Source organism: Flavobacterium sp. (assembly GCF_024642105.1).
Classification (GTDB): Bacteria; Bacteroidota; Bacteroidia; order Flavobacteriales; family Flavobacteriaceae; genus Flavobacterium.
In genome coordinates, this window is record NZ_JAHEBT010000001.1 from 23849 (window position 1) to 40207 (window position 16359).

Consider the following 16359-nt stretch of genomic DNA (forward strand, 5'->3'; position numbering starts at 1 on the left):
ATGGGGTTCATCTTATAGAATACAAAAATAGACTTTTTAGAACAGTTGTTGTGCTAAAAAAGGCATAAAATAATTTTAATCTGGGAAAGAAATTTTACCCATTGTTACCGATGGAATTCCTTTTTTAGTGCCAAAATGAGTAGTACCTCCAGCTACCGTTTCGTTAGCCAATACAGCAAAAAGTATCGCTTCTTTAGCATCCGCTGAAATACCTAAATCGTTGGTATTCTTAAAAGAACAAGGCAATAATTCCTTTAGATACTGCATTAGTAGCGGATTGTGTATTCCTCCACCCGAAACATAGACCGTAATAGTATCAGTAGTTGCTTCAGTTTGATTTATAGCAAACAGAATTGCTTCGGCGGCAGTTTCGGCACTAAAGCGTGTAAGTGTTGCCAAAACATCTTCAACAACAAGATTTTGCGTTTGACTTTCAGTGACTGCTCTCTGAATATAGTCCAAATTGAAGAGTTCAGGTCCAGTAGTTTTGGGAAACGGTCCTTTGAAAAAGGGATTGTTTTTAAGCGCTTCTAACAAATTAGGATTTACATTTCCTTTTCGAGCTATTTGAGCATCTTTGTCGTAACTCATTTCAGGAAAATGCAATTTTACAAACACATCAATTAGTGTGTTTCCTGTACCTGTATCAGTAACAAAAACGTGTTCTGGATTTTGATTTTTGGGCAAAAAAGTAAAGTTTCCAATACCGCCTATGTTCAGCATGATTCGGTTTTCTTTTTCGCTTCCAAAAAGGAAATAATCCCCATATACCGCCAAAGGAGCGCCTTCGCCTCCTGCGGCTACATGCTTTTGTCTAAAATCAGACACCGTAATAATTCCAGTGCGAACGGCAATATGATCTCCATCTCCAATTTGCAAAGTGGCGTTTGGAAATTGTGCTTGTTGGTGTAGGATTTTTGGAGCATGCATTACCGTTTGTCCGTGCGAGGCAATTAAATCTACATCAGCAGGAGCAACTTTCCATTCTTTTAGGCAATCTAAAACGAGATTAGCATGTAAAATTCCAATCCATTCATTCAACAAAGCGAGATGTTGGAAATCAATTGTTTTTTTGGCAAACACTTTTCGGATTTCAGCTTTTATAGCTTCAGAATACGGTATGGTTTTAAACTCTTTTAGGTGAACCACAGTGTTTTTAGATGCTCCCGAAATTTCGCATAAGACTACATCCAAACCGTCCAATGAAGTACCCGACATCAATCCAATAATAGTTCGAGTAGGTTTTTGTGCGATTCTATAAAGCGATTCAATATTGGTATTCATTTAGAATGGATTTAAAAATGGTATTTATCGGCTACGGTTTTACTAGTCAGTAATAATCCTGTAAAAGTGATGAGTGTGTTGAGAATGATTAATTCGTTATCAAAAACATACCCCCCTAAAAGATTCACTGAATTTTCATTGATAAGAAAGGTTAATGCAGGAGATAGTAAACAAATGAACGGTACTAAACGGTCATTCACTTTTTTGGATTTCATAAACAAACCAAAAGCGTATAAACCTAAAAGTGGTCCGTAAGTGTAGGATGCCACTCTAAAAATCATTCCAACAACCGAACTATCGTTGATAGCATTAAAAACTAATATGACCAAAAACATACAGGCCGAAAAAGCAAAATGGACAATGTGTCGTGTTCTAACTAGATTTTCTTTTTGACTGTTCTCCACTTTATCCATTCCTAAAAAGTCCACACAAAAAGAAGTGGTTAGTGCTGTTAAAGCTGAATCGGTTGTGGCAAAAGTGGCAGCAATTAGTCCTAATAAGAAAACAATAGCAGGAATGGTGGCCAAATGATGTAAAGCTATTTCAGGGAAAAGCAAATCGGTTCGCGGTTTATTGGTAACCAAATCTAACGGAACTTGAATGTTATTTTTGGCAGCAAAAATATAAAGTAATGCTCCTACACTTAAGAAAAATAAGTTGATGATTATAAATATAGTCGTGAAACTAAACATGTTTTTTTGTGCTTCACCAATGTTCTTACAACTTAGGTTCTTCTGCATTAAATCTTGATCTAATCCCACCATTGCAATGGTTACAAACATTCCGCCAAGAATTTGTTTTACAAAATGAAATTTACTTCCGATAAAATCATCGAAGAAAAATATTTTGGAATAGTTACTGTTTTTCACTTCTTCAAAAGCGCCAACCACACTTAAATCTAGGCTGCTACAAATAAAATAAATGGTTAAAAATACCGAAGCGACTAAGAAGAAAGTTTGCAAAGTATCGGTAATAATAATCGTTTTTAAACCTCCTTTGTAGGTGTAGGAAAAAATCAATAACAACGAAATTAATACGGTAGCTGCAAAAGGAATGTTGTAATAATCAAAAACATAACGTTGCAAAACAATTACAACCAAATACAATCGGAAGGCTGAAGAAATAGTACGACTAACTAAAAATATAGAAGCGGCCGTTCGGTAACTATAAAATCCCATTCGCTGTTCGATATACCCGTAAATAGAGGTAAGGTTCATTCGGTAATAAAGTGGTAAAAGCAATTTGGCTACAACAATAAATCCAATGGCATTTCCTAAGATAAACTGAAAGTACTTGAATTGTTCTCCGTTTGGCGAGCCTACTTCACCAGGTACAGAAATAAAGGTAACTCCAGAAAGTGCGGTGCCTATCATTCCAAAAGCAACTAAATACCATTTTGAGTTTTTATTGGCGGTAAAAAACACATCGTTTCCGCTATCTTTTTTGCTAACCGTATGCGATATGTAAAATAACAAACTAAAATAGATACTAATAATCAGTAGAATGATACTTGGAGTCATAGTGTTTTGAATTGTAATTGTAGACAAATATGCTAAATTATTTCTGTATTCGGAATACGATGCGTTTACTTTTATTTGCTTTTAGTCATTCTTTCAATTCTCTTCTATTTAAAGCGCTAGAATTTTTATATTTGTCAACCAAATACTGACTATTCAGTAATTACATTCGAATACAATGTCACAAATACTACCTTTACAACAACTGTCAGACTCATTAGAAGGGGATCTTTTCTATGACGAATTGCATAAAATCATATACTCTACAGATGCTTCGGTGTACCAAATCAAACCCATTGCAGTGGCGAGGCCAAAATCAGTAGCAGATATTCAAACTTTGGTTCGTTTTGCTAATAAGCATCATATTCCATTAACGCCAAGAACCGCAGGAACTTCTTTAGCTGGTCAAACGGTGGGTAGTGGAATTATTGTGGACGTCTCCAAATATTTTACCCGAATCGTTTCTTTTGATAAAGAAAATAAAACGGTTACGGTTCAGCCTGGTGTGATTCGCGATGAGCTGAATTTGTTTTTAAAACCACACGGTTTGTTTTTTGGCCCCAATACTTCAACGTCTAATCGTTGTATGATTGGAGGAATGGTAGGAAACAATTCGTCGGGAACTACTTCCATTCGCTATGGAGTGACACGAGATAAAATTGTGGAACTAAAAGCTATTTTGAGTGATGGTTCGGCTACAGTTTTCACATCGCTTACTTCGGCAGAGTTTGTCGAAAAAACAAAAGGGGATTCTTTGGAAAATCAGATTTACAGAACATTGTACGAAGAACTTTCCAATTCTGAAACGCAAAATGAAATTGTAAAAGAATTTCCAAAACCTGAAATTCACAGAAGGAATACAGGCTATGCCGTTGATTTATTATTGAAATCGAATTTGTTTTCAGGTACCGAACCCACAATTAATCTAGGAACCTTACTTTGCGGAAGTGAAGGGACTTTGGCATTTACAACAGAAGTTACGCTGAAAGTAGACGATTTGCCTCCCACACACAATATTATGGTGGCGGCACATTTTCATACCATTCAAGAAAGTTTGGAAGCCGTAATGATAGCGATGAAACATCATTTGTACACTTGTGAAATGATGGACGATACGATTTTGAATTGTACCAAAACCAATAGAGAACAAGCGAAAAATCGTTTCTTTATACAAGGTGATCCAAAAGCAGTGATTATGTTAGAAGTGGCTTCGGAATCTTTAGAAGAAGCCGAACGACAAGCGGATGCTTTAATAGCAGATTTAGAAAAAAATAATTTCGGTTACGCTTTACCTAAGTTATACGGTGAAGAGATTGATAAAATTAATGACTTACGAAAAGCAGGTTTAGGACTTTTAGGAAGTATTGTCGGTGATGATAAAGCAGCTGATTCGATTGAAGATACTGCGGTTGAATTGAGCGACTTGCCTAATTATATTGCCGAATTTGCCGCGATGATGCAAAAGCACGGACAAGAGGCGATTTATTATGCGCATGCGGGTGCAGGAGAATTGCATTTGCGACCAGTACTGAATTTAAAGAAGAAAGAAGATTTACAATTATTTAGAACCATCGCTACCGAAGTGGCTATTTTGGTAAAAAAATACAGAGGTTCGCTTAGTGGAGAACACGGGGACGGAATTGTACGCGGGGAATTTTTGCCTTTTATGATTGGCGAAAGCAATTATGAATTGCTAAAACGTATCAAAAAAGCATTCGACCCGAATACTATTTTTAATAAAGGACGCATTACTGATACGCCTAAAATGGATGAAAATTTGAGGGTAGAATCGGGTAGAGTAGAACCAGAGATTGCAACGATTCAGGATTTCTCAGACAGTATGGGAATTTTGCGCGTAGCTGAAAAATGTAACGGTTCCGGTGATTGTAGAAAATTACCATCGGCAGGAGGAACTTTGTGTCCGAGTTATCGTGCCACACGAAATGAAAAAGATACGACTCGTGCTAGAGCCAATGCTTTGAGACAGTACTTAACCGATACGGCTACAGAAAATAAATTTGATCACGAAGAATTATACCAAGTATTTGAATTGTGTGTGAGTTGCAAAGCATGCGCTAGTGAATGTCCGAGTAATGTGGATATTGCGTCTCTAAAAGCAGAGTTTTTGTACCAATACCAAAAAGTAAATGGTTTTTCGAAGCGAAACAAAACATTTGCTTATAATGCCAAATTGAATAATCTAGGAAGTTTGACACCGAAATTGACCAATTGGTTTGCTAACTTATCTTTCGTTAAAAATAGTATGGGAATTGCTCCACAGCGAGTAGTGCCGCATTTGGCTCCCAAAACTTTCCGAAAATGGTTGGATAACAATCATAAAGAACTCGAAGAAGGAACCTATCCTAATGGACAAGTCCTATTATTTTGTGATGAGTTTACTAATTTTTATGACGTTTCGGTAGGAGTTGATACGTATGAACTATTGACAAAATTAGGCTACCAAGTCTTAGTGGTAGATCATCAAGAAAGTGGGCGTGCTTTTATTTCCAAAGGCTTTTTGGAACAAGCCAAGGCTATTGCTACTATTAATGTGGATATTTTCAAGGAATTGGTTACCGATGCAATTCCTTTGATTGGAATAGAACCATCGGCTATTTTGACTTTTAGAGATGAATACATTCGATTGGCAGAGGATAAAGCAGGAGCAGAACAACTAGCGAAGCACGTTTTTACGATAGAAGAATTCTTTAAAAACGAAATTACTAAAGGCGCCATTCGTTCGGAGCAATTCTCGGATGAAGCTAAAGAAATAAAAATTCACGGACATTGTCATCAAAAAGCGTTGAGTACTGTGGAAGCTACTTTTGCGATGTTGAATTTACCCAAAAACAATACTGTTACTATTTTTAACTCGGGTTGTTGCGGAATGGCAGGCTCTTTTGGCTATGAAAAAGAACACTACGAAATTAGTATGCAAATGGGTGAAGATACCTTGTTTCCAAAAATTAGAGCAACGGATGCTTCTGTTGCTATTGCAGCGGCAGGAACAAGTTGCCGTCATCAAATATTTGATGGAACGAGTAGAGAAGCGCAACATCCTGTTACAATTTTAAAATCTTGTTTAAAATAATTGATTTTATTTAAAATGAAATTTTAAGTTTGCATCACAATAAAAGAGACTTTAGTTCACTATCTGAATACAAATTATACTATGGCATTAAAGGGTTTGTTTAGAAAAAAGACGGTTCATGATATCATGAAACAAGTCGAGCAAAATGAAAGTGATGGACATAATGCTTTAGGCAAACATTTAACCGCAAGAGATTTGACTGCGTTTGGTATTGCCGCTATTGTGGGAGCCGGTATTTTTAGTACTATTGGTAAAGCCAGTGCTGATGGCGGTCCTGCGGTAATTTTCCTTTTTTTATTCACGGCTTTGGCTTGTAGTTTTGCGGCTTTTGCCTATGCTGAATTTGCTTCTATGGTACCCGTTTCTGGATCGGCATATACGTATTCGTATGTGGCTTTCGGCGAAATTATTGCTTGGATTATAGGATGGGCTTTGATTATGGAATATGCCGTAGGTAATATTACGGTAGCCATTTCGTGGAGTGATTATTTTACAGGATTACTCAGAACAGGTGGTATTGAATTACCGCAATGGATTCAGATGGACTATTTGTCGGCATCCAATGGTTTCAAAGATGCAACTGCCTTGATGCAAGGAGGAAAGTCATTTGATAATTTAAGTGCTAATTTGCAAGACGCCTATACTGCTTGGACTTCTAGCCCAGTAATTGGAGGTTTTCATTTCGTTGCCGATATTCCTGCTATGTTGATTATTATTGTGATTACTGCATTGGTATATAGAGGAATGAAGGAATCCCGTAATGCAGGAAATTTAATGGTGATTGTGAAATTATTTATCATTTTATTAGTAATTGCTGTGGGTGCTTTTTATGTAGATACCACGCATTGGAGTCCGTTTGCTCCCAATGGTGTAAGTGGTGTTTTAAAAGGAGTTTCGGCAGTGTTTTTTGCTTATATTGGTTTTGATGCTATTTCAACTACTGCTGAAGAATGCAAAGACCCGCAACGAGATTTGCCTCGAGGAATGATGTGGGCGATTATTATTTGCACCATTTTGTATATTGTTATTGCATTGGTTTTAACCGGAATGGTAAGTTATAACGAATTGAATGTGGGAGACCCATTGGCTTTTGTATTTGAGAAGTTAGATTTAAAATGGATGTCGGGAATTATAGCAGTAAGTGCTGTAATTGCTATGGCAAGTGTGTTGTTGGTTTTTCAAATGGGACAACCTCGTATTTGGATGAGTATGAGTAGAGATGGTTTGTTACCTAAGAAATTCTCTAGAGTACATCCGAAGTTCAAAACACCATCGTATGCCACTATAGTGACTGGTTTTGTAGTAGGAATTCCTGCTTTGTTTATGAATTTGACTATGGTAACGGATTTATGTAGTATTGGGACCTTATTTGCATTTGTATTGGTATGTGCTGGGGTTTTAGTCTTGCAAAACAAAAAAGATATTCCGAGAGGAAAATTCAAAACACCCTACATCAATGCGAAATACATCTTTCCTATAGCATTAGTGTTGGGCTTGTTTTTTGCGTTTGCCTACAATAATAAGGCTACTATGGGATTTATTACGAATGAAACTCAAGTGAATTCCCCTTCAGCAATTATAACCGCCTTGGATAAAGAAGAGACTAGTAAAGTCTATGCATATTTATCTTCTTTGGAGTCGAAATCAGCTACACGAGATGTAGAAGCATTATTAAGTCAGTACCAAGAAGACGAAGCGAAATACGAATCGATTGTGGCTCGTTTGCCAATTTCAGACGATATTAAATACGAAAGCGGTTTTGATTTGTTCAAACATAAAATCCCGATGTGGATTTTTGTCATTACTTTAATTGGTTTGGCGGTTTGGGCTTTTAAAGAAAACTTATCCTTAATTCCCTTATTAGGTTTGGTTTCTTGTTTGTACATGATGGCCGAATTGAGTGTTTGGAATTGGATTTATTTCACAGTTTGGTTGCTTTTAGGATTGGTAATTTATTTTGGCTTTAGCCGAAAAAATAGTAAATTAAACTTGCAGAAAGAGTAGTTTTTTTGTTAAAATTGTATTAAAAACTCCCTGTTGCTATCTAAAATCTTTTTATTTTAAGAATAATTCAGCCCAAAAACACAAAAGAGCTACAATTCGTAATAAAAAACCTTAAAGATTAAATAGTAAACAAAACTTAATTACTTAATTTTGCATCACTAAAAATAAATATTATTACTATGAGTTCATTTGACGTAGTCATTATAGGTTCTGGTCCTGGCGGATATGTATCAGCTATTCGTTGCGCACAATTGGGTTTTAAAACAGCCATTATTGAAAAATATTCCACTTTAGGAGGTACTTGCTTGAATGTAGGTTGTATCCCTTCGAAAGCATTATTGTCTTCTTCACATCATTATTCAGAAATTGCTCATTTCGCTGAACACGGAATTGAACTTTCGGGAGATGTAAAAGTGAATTTAGAGAAAATGATTGCGCGTAAACAAGCGGTGGTAGATCAAACTTCAGGAGGAATCAACTACTTAATGGACAAAAACAAAGTAACTGTTTTTAATGGTTTAGGTTCGTTTGTAGACGCTACACATGTAGCTATTGCTAAAGCGGATGGCACTTCAGAAACTATTGAAGGTAAAAACATCATTATTGCTACAGGTTCAAAACCATCTTCTTTGCCATTTATCAAAATTGATAAAGAAAGAATCATCACGTCTACTGAAGCTTTGGCTTTGAAAGAAGTGCCAAAACACTTAATTATTATTGGTGGTGGTGTGATCGGAATTGAATTAGGACAAGTATATCTTCGTTTAGGAGCACAAGTTTCTGTAGTGGAATTCATGGACCGAATTATTCCAGGAATGGACAGTTCATTGTCTAAAGAATTGACTAAAGTTTTGAAAAAACAAGGAATGAAATTTTATACGTCTCACAAAGTACAATCAGTAGAAAGAGCAGGAGATGTTGTTACTGTGAAGGCTGAAAATGCAAAAGGAGAAATCATTACTTTAGAAGGGGATTATTCATTAGTGTCTGTAGGGCGTCGTCCTTACACAGACGGATTGAATGCAGATAAAGCAGGAGTGAAAATTACGGATAGAGGACAAGTAGAAGTAAACGATCATTTACAAACTTCGGTTCCCAATATCTATGCTATTGGAGATGTAGTTCGTGGTGCTATGTTGGCTCACAAAGCCGAAGAAGAAGGAACTATGGTCGCTGAAATTATTGCGGGTCAAAAACCACATATTGATTACAATTTGATTCCAGGAGTGGTGTACACTTGGCCAGAAGTAGCTGCTGTTGGACAAACCGAAGAGCAATTGAAAGCTTCTGGTGTCGAGTTTAAATCAGGAAGTTTCCCGTTCAAAGCGTTAGGTCGTGCTAGAGCAAGTGGAGATTTAGACGGATTTGTGAAAATTTTAGCCGATGCTAAAACCGATGAGGTTTTAGGAGTTCATATGATTGGGGCTAGAACAGCCGATTTAATTGCAGAAGCAGTTACTGCTATGGAATTTAGAGCTTCTGCTGAAGATATTTCAAGAATGTCACACGCACACCCAACATTTGCTGAAGCTATCAAAGAAGCGGCTTTGGCTGCAACTGATAATAGAGCATTGCACGTTTAATACTGTAAAGTTGAAATAAAAAAAAGCCCGTTCATTTGAACGGGCTTTTTTATTAGTTAGCAGAGAAAATTCCTTTGTAGGTTTCCCAATTAGTATAAATCAAAAATAAATTTCCGATTAATAGGAATAGTGCAACGGGAAGATTTTCAGGAGCTAAAAAAGCATTGATAAACAAAATATTTACAGATACTGGTAATAATACTAAATTGAATAATTTCATAAATTTTCCTGAAACATAGGACAATCCTGAAAGTAGTTCTACCATTTTTGCTAATGGAAATAAATACTTGGTTGCCATAAATCCTGACATTACTACTGCCATTTCTCCTGTTGGAGTTGGTTGTTCTCCAAACTTAAAGAAATAAGAAAGTGAGGCAAATAATAGAAACAAGCCTAGTAATACACGAATAATAATAGTTGCAATCTTCATACTAATTTGGTTTTAAGGTTAGTATTTCAAAATTACTCATTTTATAAATAGGATAATCACCTACAAATAAATAATTTGATTAGCCACTTTCTCGTTTGTTTTTCCGCTTATAAGAATGAATTTTGTTGTATTTTTGGCAACCTAAAAAGAGATGTATTGAGAACTGAAATTCATAAAACGATAGCAAATCCGATGGCTTTTAAAAAGCAATTATTGGATTGGTCACAGCAATTTCGTGAAGTTGTTTTTATGGATAGTAATGATTATCCGCAAGAGTTTTCAAGTTTTGATGCGCTACTAGCGGTAGATGCGTTTACATTGATTCAGACGGATTATCACAATGCATTTGAGGATTTACAACAATACCAACAAACTACCAAAGATTGGCTGTTTGGTTACTTATCGTATGATTTGAAGAATGATAGCGAACATCTGCAGTCCAATAATTTTGATGGATTGGCATTTCCTGATTTATTCTTTTTTCAACCCAAGAAATTGTTTCTCTTGAAAGGAAATCAACTCACCATTCAATACCTGAATTTATGTGATGATGAGGTGGAAACGGATTTTGATGCAATTACAAATAGAGTTAGTGTCGATTTTTCAGAAAGCGAAAGTATAGTGGTTCAAGCCCGTATTTCAAAAGAAAAATATATTGAAAAGGTAAATGCACTTTTAGAACATTTACATCGTGGCGATGTGTACGAAGCTAATTTTTGTATGGAATTTTATGCTGAGAATACTACAATTAATCCGCTTGAAAAATTTAAAAGACTAAACACCATTTCTCAAACTCCTTTTGCTGTTTTTTTTAAGAATAACAAACAGTTTTTACTTTCCGCTACACCGGAACGTTATTTGAGAAAAGAAGGGGAGAATTTAATTTCGCAACCGATTAAAGGAACGGCAAAACGTTTTTTAGACCTAAAAGAAGATGAAAAATCAAAAGAAAATTTAGCGTCTGATCCAAAAGAACGTGCCGAAAATATTATGATTACGGATTTAGTTCGGAATGATTTATCTCGAACTGCCCAAAAGGGAACGGTAAAAGTTCAGGAGTTGTGCGGAATTTATTCCTTTCAACAAGTACATCAAATGATTTCTACAATCACCTCAAAATTAGATAGTAAGTATTTTTTAGTTGATGTTTTAAAGTTGACTTTTCCTATGGGAAGTATGACGGGTGCGCCTAAGATTTCGGTAATGAAAATTATTGAAGAATTGGAAGAAACTAAAAGAGGATTGTATAGTGGTGCTATTGGCTATTTCAGCCCAGATGGCGATTTTGATTTTAATGTAGTGATTCGAAGTATTTTGTATAACCAAGAAAAAAAATACGTTTCCTTTTCAGTTGGAAGTGCGATTACTTCGTTGTCTAATCCAGAAAACGAGTACGAAGAATGCTTACTTAAAGCCAAAGCGATGCACGAAGTGTTGCGTTAAATTGCTATGAATTGATTACTTTTGAGCATGTTGAAACAATTCCAAAATCATTTATCCAACCAATTTCCTTTTTTAGAAGGTAAAAAACTCTTACTTGCTGTTAGCGGGGGATTGGATAGTATGGTTTTACTACACCTTTTTCAGCAATTGGACTATGAAATTGTAGTGTTGCATTGTAACTTTCAGTTGCGTGGTATAGAAAGTTTTGGTGACCAACAATTTATTCAAGAATACACAAGCCAAAATGGTATTTCGTTCTCGTTTACGCAATTTGATACCGAGGCTTTTGCCAAAGATTATAAATTATCTACTCAGCTGGCTGCAAGAGAGTTGCGTTACAGTTGGTTTTACGAGCAACTCGAAATCCAAAAAGGAGATTATATTTTGACAGCTCATCACGCGGATGATAATCTGGAAACCTTTTTAATCAATCTTTCAAGAGGAACTGGTTTGGATGGGTTAACTGGAATCCCTGCTCAAAATGATCTCGTAATTCGTCCTTTACTTCCTTTTACCAGACAAGAGATTGAAGAATATGCCACCCAAAATAAGTTGTCTTGGCGTGAAGATAGTAGCAATGCTTCGGATAAATACTTGCGAAATAAAATTCGGCATCATTTGATTCCTGTTTTGAAAGAATTGAACCCTAATTTCATGAATTCTTTTGAAAAGACGCAATTATATTTGAGAGAATCTAAAGAATTGGTAGCTGATGCTGCTATTATGGTGTACCAACAAGTAGCAAAAGAAAAAGGGGATGATATTTATTTCGATGTCAATCAACTATTAAAATTGCCTAATTATACTTCGTATTTGTGCCAATGGCTGACAGAATTTGGGTTTACTGCCTGGAAAGATATTTATGATTTGGTAACCAATCAGTCGGGTAAACACGTTTTTGCACCCCAGTTTAGACTAATAAAAGACCGTGACTACTTGATATTAACTCCACTAAAACTGGAAACCGAAGAACAAGAGTTCTTAATTGAATCGGTTGATTCGAAAGTTAATTTTCCCTTAAATATGTTGTTTTCCAATGTGGCTGAGATAAGTGCTACTTCAAATTCAACTATATTTGTTGACCAAGATAAATTACAATTTCCACTGGTTTTGCGTCGTTGGAATGAGGGTGATGTTTTTCAACCGTTTGGAATGGGAGGGAAGTCAAAAAAGGTAAGCAAATTATTTAAAGATGAAAAGTTATCCTTGATTGAGAAAGAAAATGTTTGGCTTTTGTGTTCTGAAAGTCAAGTAGTTTGGATTGTTGGGATCCGACAAGATGAACGATTTAAAATAGATTCAAAAACAAAAAAAATACTAAAAATAGCAATCGAATAATGAAAAAAATAGTTGTTTTATTAGTGATGGTATTGGCTTTCGCCAAAGGAAATGCACAGCTGCTGAATCCAGTAAAATGGACCACTCAAATTGAGAAAAAATCAGAGGAAAACTATGTACTTACTTTTAATGGAGTGATTGATACTGGTTGGCATTTGTATTCGCAATTTACGGCTGAAGGAGGTTCGTTACCATTGGAAGTGCTTTTTAAAAATCAAAAAGGCAATTTTGAATTAATTGGTAAAACAAAAGAAAGTAAAACGAAAACGGCTTACAATGATATATTTGAAGTCAACGAAACTTTTTTTGAGAAAAAAGCGCAATTGACACAAGAGATTCATGTGACAAATCCGAAACTCTCAAAAGTAGAAGTAAGTCTGAATTATCAAGTGTGTAAAGAGGCTTGTATCAATTTAGAAAAGAATTTTACATTCGTAATTCCGTCTCAATCAAAAGAGGCTGAGAATGTTGTATCTGTTCAGGATTCGGCAAAAACAACAGCTGTTGTTGCGTCAGATGAAGTTGTAAATAAAGAAAATTTAACAACTGTTCAATCTACTGAAACAACACCTGTAACAGAACCAGAAAAAGGATTGCTTTCCATTTTTATTATTGCATTTTTCTCTGGATTCGCAGCTTTATTGACTCCTTGTGTGTTCCCTATGATTCCAATGACGGTAAGTTTTTTTACCAAACAAAGTAAGTCAAAGGGCGCTGGTATCCGAAATGCTATTTTTTATGGGGTTTCTATTATTGTGATTTATGTATTGTTAGGGGTTTTGGTAACATGGTTGTTTGGAGCTGATGCTTTGAATGCTCTTTCAACTAATGTTTGGTTCAATTTGTTTTTCTTTATTTTGTTAGTAGTTTTTGCGGCCTCATTTTTAGGAGCGTTTGAAATTATGTTGCCCAATTCTTGGGCAAACAAAGTCGATAGTCAAGCCGATAGAGGAGGTATGATAGGGATTTTGTTTATGGCATTGGCATTAGCAATCGTTTCTTTTTCATGTACAGGTCCTATTGTAGGAACCTTATTAGTACAAGCGGCTTCTAAAGGCGGAATTGCCCCAATTGTTGGAATGTTAGGATTTTCATTGGCATTATCCTTACCGTTTATGTTGTTTGCACTATTTCCAGGCTGGTTAAACTCGTTACCAAAATCAGGAGGATGGTTGAATACGGTTAAAGTAGTTTTAGGCTTTTTAGAATTGGCTTTAGCATTTAAATTCTTATCCAATGCCGATTTGGTTTTACAATTACATTTGCTAGAAAGAGAAGTGTTCTTGTCCATTTGGATCGCTATTTTTGGAACGTTAGCCTTGTATTTATTTGGAAAAATTACGTTGCCACACGATAGTTCGATGACACATATTTCTGTTGGAAGATTGTCTTTTGGTCTGGTTGTGTTATCATTTACGATATATATGATTCCGGGATTGTGGGGGGCGCCTTTACAATTAATTAATGCTTTTCCACCACCAATGGAATATAGCGAAAGTCCTTTAGGAATAGGAGCAAGCTCGGTTAATTCTAGTTCATCTGTTTCAACTTTGCCAGAAGGCGCAAAACTGGGGCCTCACCAAATTGTAGTTTTTGATGATTATGACAAAGGATTGGCTTATGCAAAAACAGTAAACAAGCCCATTATGTTAGGTTTTACGGGACATGCTTGTGTCAATTGTCGTAAAATGGAAAATAATGTTTGGTCTGATGAACGTATTTTGACAATTTTAAAAAATCAAGTAGTTGTGATTTCTTTGTATGTTGATGATAAAAGAGAGTTGCCTAAAAGCGACCAGTTGATTTCTAAAACAACAGGAGCAAGTATTGAAACTATTGGTGATAAATGGACCGACTTTATGATTTCGAAATACAAAACGAATACACAGCCTTTGTATGTTTTGACTGATTTAGAAGGAACTAGTTTGAATTTAAAACAGCCTACTATTAGTTTTGTTGGTATAGAAGAATATGAATCGTGGTTAAAAGAAGGTATTTCAAAGTTCAAGAAGTAATAAAAAGAATCTCTAAAATAGATAAACCGCAAGTTGTATAATTTGCGGTTTTTTGTGCATAAAAAAACACCCTAAAATTTAGGGTGTTTTAAAAAAAAAATATCAAGTGGAGTAACTATTATAGAAATTCTCCGTGTTGAGTAATATCTAATCCTAATTCTTCTTTGTCTTCACTTACTCTTAGAGGCGTAATTTTGTTTACAATAAAGAACAAAGCATAAGAAGCAGAGAAAGCAAAGATAGATACCAATACAAGTGCTTTTAATTGGATTAAAAATAAAGTAGCATCTCCAAAGATTAATCCTTGGTTGTCACCAACAATTGGGTTGATTGCTTTTGAAGCAAATACACCTGTTAATAACATTCCTACCATACCACCAACACCGTGACAAGCAAATACATCTAAAGCATCGTCAATTTTTCCTTTAGGGAATTTCATTACCATAAAGTTACTGATGATACTAGCAATGATACCGATAGTGATTGCGTGAGGAATGCTTACAAATCCAGCAGCAGGAGTGATGGCAACTAAACCAACAACTGCTCCGATACAAGCTCCCATAGCAGATAGTTTGTGTCCCATAATCTTGTCTAAAAACACCCATGCCATTGCAGCAGCGGCAGCGGCAACAGTAGTTGTTCCTAATGCTTGAGCAGCAAGTCCACTAGCACCTACGGCAGATCCAGCATTAAAACCAAACCATCCGAACCACAATAAACCAGTTCCTAATAATACATAAGTAATACGCGCTGGGTTTACTTTTTGTACTTTTCTTTTTCCTAAGAAGATAGCGCCAGCCAAAGCTGCCCAACCAGCACTCATGTGTACTACAGTTCCTCCAGCAAAATCAAGCACTCCCATTTTGAAGAATAGTCCATCAGGATGCCATGTCATGTGACATAATGGTGCGTAAATAATTAATATGAATAACACCATGAATAACAAGTAAGCCCAGAAACGAACGCGTTCTGCAAATGCTCCAGTAATCAATGCGGGTGTGATAATGGCAAATTTAGCTTGAAAGAAAGCAAATAAAAGTAAAGGAATAGTTGGTGCTAATTCCCAAGCTGTAGTAGCGCTTACTCCATTAAAAAGTAAATTAGCAGAAGGATCTCCAATGATTCCTCCTATAGATGGTCCAAAACACAATCCAAATCCAACTAATACCCATAGAACAGTTACAATAACCATTGCCATAAAACTTTGTAACATCGTACTAATTACATTTTTCTTCCCTACCATACCTCCGTAGAAGAAACCTAAACCAGGAGTCATAATTAATACCAAAGCGGAAGCAACAATCATCCATGCTGTGTCTCCAGTATCTAATTTTAATTCAACAATATGAGCCCCTAGTTTTGCTGACTCAACAACAAAATAATTTGAGAAAAAAGTAAGTCCCAAAACAGTGATTAGAATCACACTTAAAACAATTTTACGCATAACTTTTAATTTTAAATTTTTGATAAAAGTATAAAAATATCATATTGACCCATAAAAAAATAGGGGTTAATTGTATATTTTTATTAAATAATTAAATTATACCTATAATTTTTTAGGGTTTGATGTAATTTTAAATTGATATTTTGAATTTGACAATCTGTTTTTTCTAAAAAGAGAATGTTTTACTATTAGTAGTAGTATTATAGATAA

General features: G+C 35.5%; 10 protein-coding genes. 6 read left to right on the top strand and 4 right to left on the bottom strand.

Annotation, left to right across the window (positions count from 1 at the left end; translation table 11 throughout):
* Nucleotides 1–75: 75 nt before the first annotated feature.
* Nucleotides 76–1284 carry an anhydro-N-acetylmuramic acid kinase gene (locus Q0L65_RS00130; RefSeq protein WP_296682171.1) on the bottom strand — a complete coding sequence of 403 codons (1209 nt, stop codon included), beginning with the start codon at nucleotides 1282–1284 and terminating at the stop codon, nucleotides 76–78.
* An 11-nt stretch (nucleotides 1285–1295) separates the two neighbouring features.
* Nucleotides 1296–2804, bottom strand: a complete 1509-nt coding sequence (locus Q0L65_RS00135; RefSeq protein ID WP_296682511.1) for a sodium:solute symporter — start codon at nucleotides 2802–2804, stop codon at nucleotides 1296–1298.
* Between the two features lie 175 nt (nucleotides 2805–2979).
* Between Q0L65_RS00135 and Q0L65_RS00140 the strand changes: the two genes are divergently transcribed.
* From Q0L65_RS00140 to lpdA, 3 genes are all read left to right on the top strand, one after another.
* A complete protein-coding gene (locus Q0L65_RS00140) occupies nucleotides 2980–5892 on the top strand; it encodes an FAD-binding and (Fe-S)-binding domain-containing protein (protein WP_296682173.1) in 2913 nt (970 codons plus the stop codon).
* 81 nt (nucleotides 5893–5973) lie between these two features.
* Entirely contained in the window at nucleotides 5974–7896 is a 1923-nt protein-coding gene (locus tag Q0L65_RS00145; protein WP_296682175.1) for an amino acid permease, read from the top strand.
* Between the two features lie 179 nt (nucleotides 7897–8075).
* Nucleotides 8076–9479 (top strand): dihydrolipoyl dehydrogenase, encoded by a 1404-nt coding sequence (gene lpdA, locus Q0L65_RS00150; protein ID WP_296682177.1) that lies wholly within the window; start codon nucleotides 8076–8078, stop codon nucleotides 9477–9479.
* Nucleotides 9480–9531: 52 nt separating this feature from the next.
* Here the strand turns inward: lpdA and Q0L65_RS00155 are convergent, their stop codons facing one another.
* The gene (locus tag Q0L65_RS00155; RefSeq protein ID WP_296682178.1) at nucleotides 9532–9909 is read right to left on the bottom strand and encodes a DoxX family protein; all 378 of its coding nucleotides are present in this window, start codon (nucleotides 9907–9909) and stop codon (nucleotides 9532–9534) included.
* Nucleotides 9910–10065: 156 nt separating this feature from the next.
* Between Q0L65_RS00155 and Q0L65_RS00160 the strand changes: the two genes are divergently transcribed.
* The 3 genes from Q0L65_RS00160 to Q0L65_RS00170 are packed head-to-tail and all read left to right on the top strand — an operon-like array spanning nucleotide 10066 to nucleotide 14705.
* Nucleotides 10066–11352: an anthranilate synthase component I family protein gene (locus Q0L65_RS00160; RefSeq protein WP_296682180.1), complete on the top strand. Its 1287-nt coding sequence runs from the start codon at nucleotides 10066–10068 to the stop codon at nucleotides 11350–11352.
* A gap of 27 nt (nucleotides 11353–11379) precedes the next feature.
* Complete coding sequence (gene tilS / locus Q0L65_RS00165) at nucleotides 11380–12690, top strand: tRNA lysidine(34) synthetase TilS (RefSeq protein WP_296682182.1); 1311 nt, start codon at nucleotides 11380–11382, stop codon at nucleotides 12688–12690.
* Nucleotides 12690–14705: a thioredoxin family protein gene (locus Q0L65_RS00170; RefSeq protein ID WP_296682184.1), complete on the top strand. Its 2016-nt coding sequence runs from the start codon at nucleotides 12690–12692 to the stop codon at nucleotides 14703–14705. Before tilS ends, Q0L65_RS00170 begins: the two co-directional genes overlap by 1 nt.
* A gap of 118 nt (nucleotides 14706–14823) precedes the next feature.
* Here Q0L65_RS00170 and Q0L65_RS00175 read toward each other — a convergent pair whose 3' ends face one another.
* Complete coding sequence (locus Q0L65_RS00175) at nucleotides 14824–16149, bottom strand: ammonium transporter (RefSeq protein ID WP_296682187.1); 1326 nt, start codon at nucleotides 16147–16149, stop codon at nucleotides 14824–14826.
* Nucleotides 16150–16359 lie beyond the last annotated feature (210 nt).

What these genes read in the sequence shown, in the direction of transcription:
- Q0L65_RS00130 (WP_296682171.1), bottom strand. Translation starts at nt 1,284, where the DNA reads ATGAATACCAATATTGAATCGCTTTATAGAATCGCACAAAAACCTACT.
- Q0L65_RS00135 (WP_296682511.1), bottom strand. Translation starts at nt 2,804, where the DNA reads ATGACTCCAAGTATCATTCTACTGATTATTAGTATCTATTTTAGTTTG.
- Q0L65_RS00140 (WP_296682173.1), top strand. Translation starts at nt 2,980, where the DNA reads ATGTCACAAATACTACCTTTACAACAACTGTCAGACTCATTAGAAGGG.
- Q0L65_RS00145 (WP_296682175.1), top strand. Translation starts at nt 5,974, where the DNA reads ATGGCATTAAAGGGTTTGTTTAGAAAAAAGACGGTTCATGATATCATG.
- lpdA (WP_296682177.1), top strand. Translation starts at nt 8,076, where the DNA reads ATGAGTTCATTTGACGTAGTCATTATAGGTTCTGGTCCTGGCGGATAT.
- Q0L65_RS00155 (WP_296682178.1), bottom strand. Translation starts at nt 9,909, where the DNA reads ATGAAGATTGCAACTATTATTATTCGTGTATTACTAGGCTTGTTTCTA.
- tilS (WP_296682182.1), top strand. Translation starts at nt 11,380, where the DNA reads ATGTTGAAACAATTCCAAAATCATTTATCCAACCAATTTCCTTTTTTA.
- Q0L65_RS00170 (WP_296682184.1), top strand. Translation starts at nt 12,690, where the DNA reads ATGAAAAAAATAGTTGTTTTATTAGTGATGGTATTGGCTTTCGCCAAA.
- Q0L65_RS00175 (WP_296682187.1), bottom strand. Translation starts at nt 16,149, where the DNA reads ATGCGTAAAATTGTTTTAAGTGTGATTCTAATCACTGTTTTGGGACTT.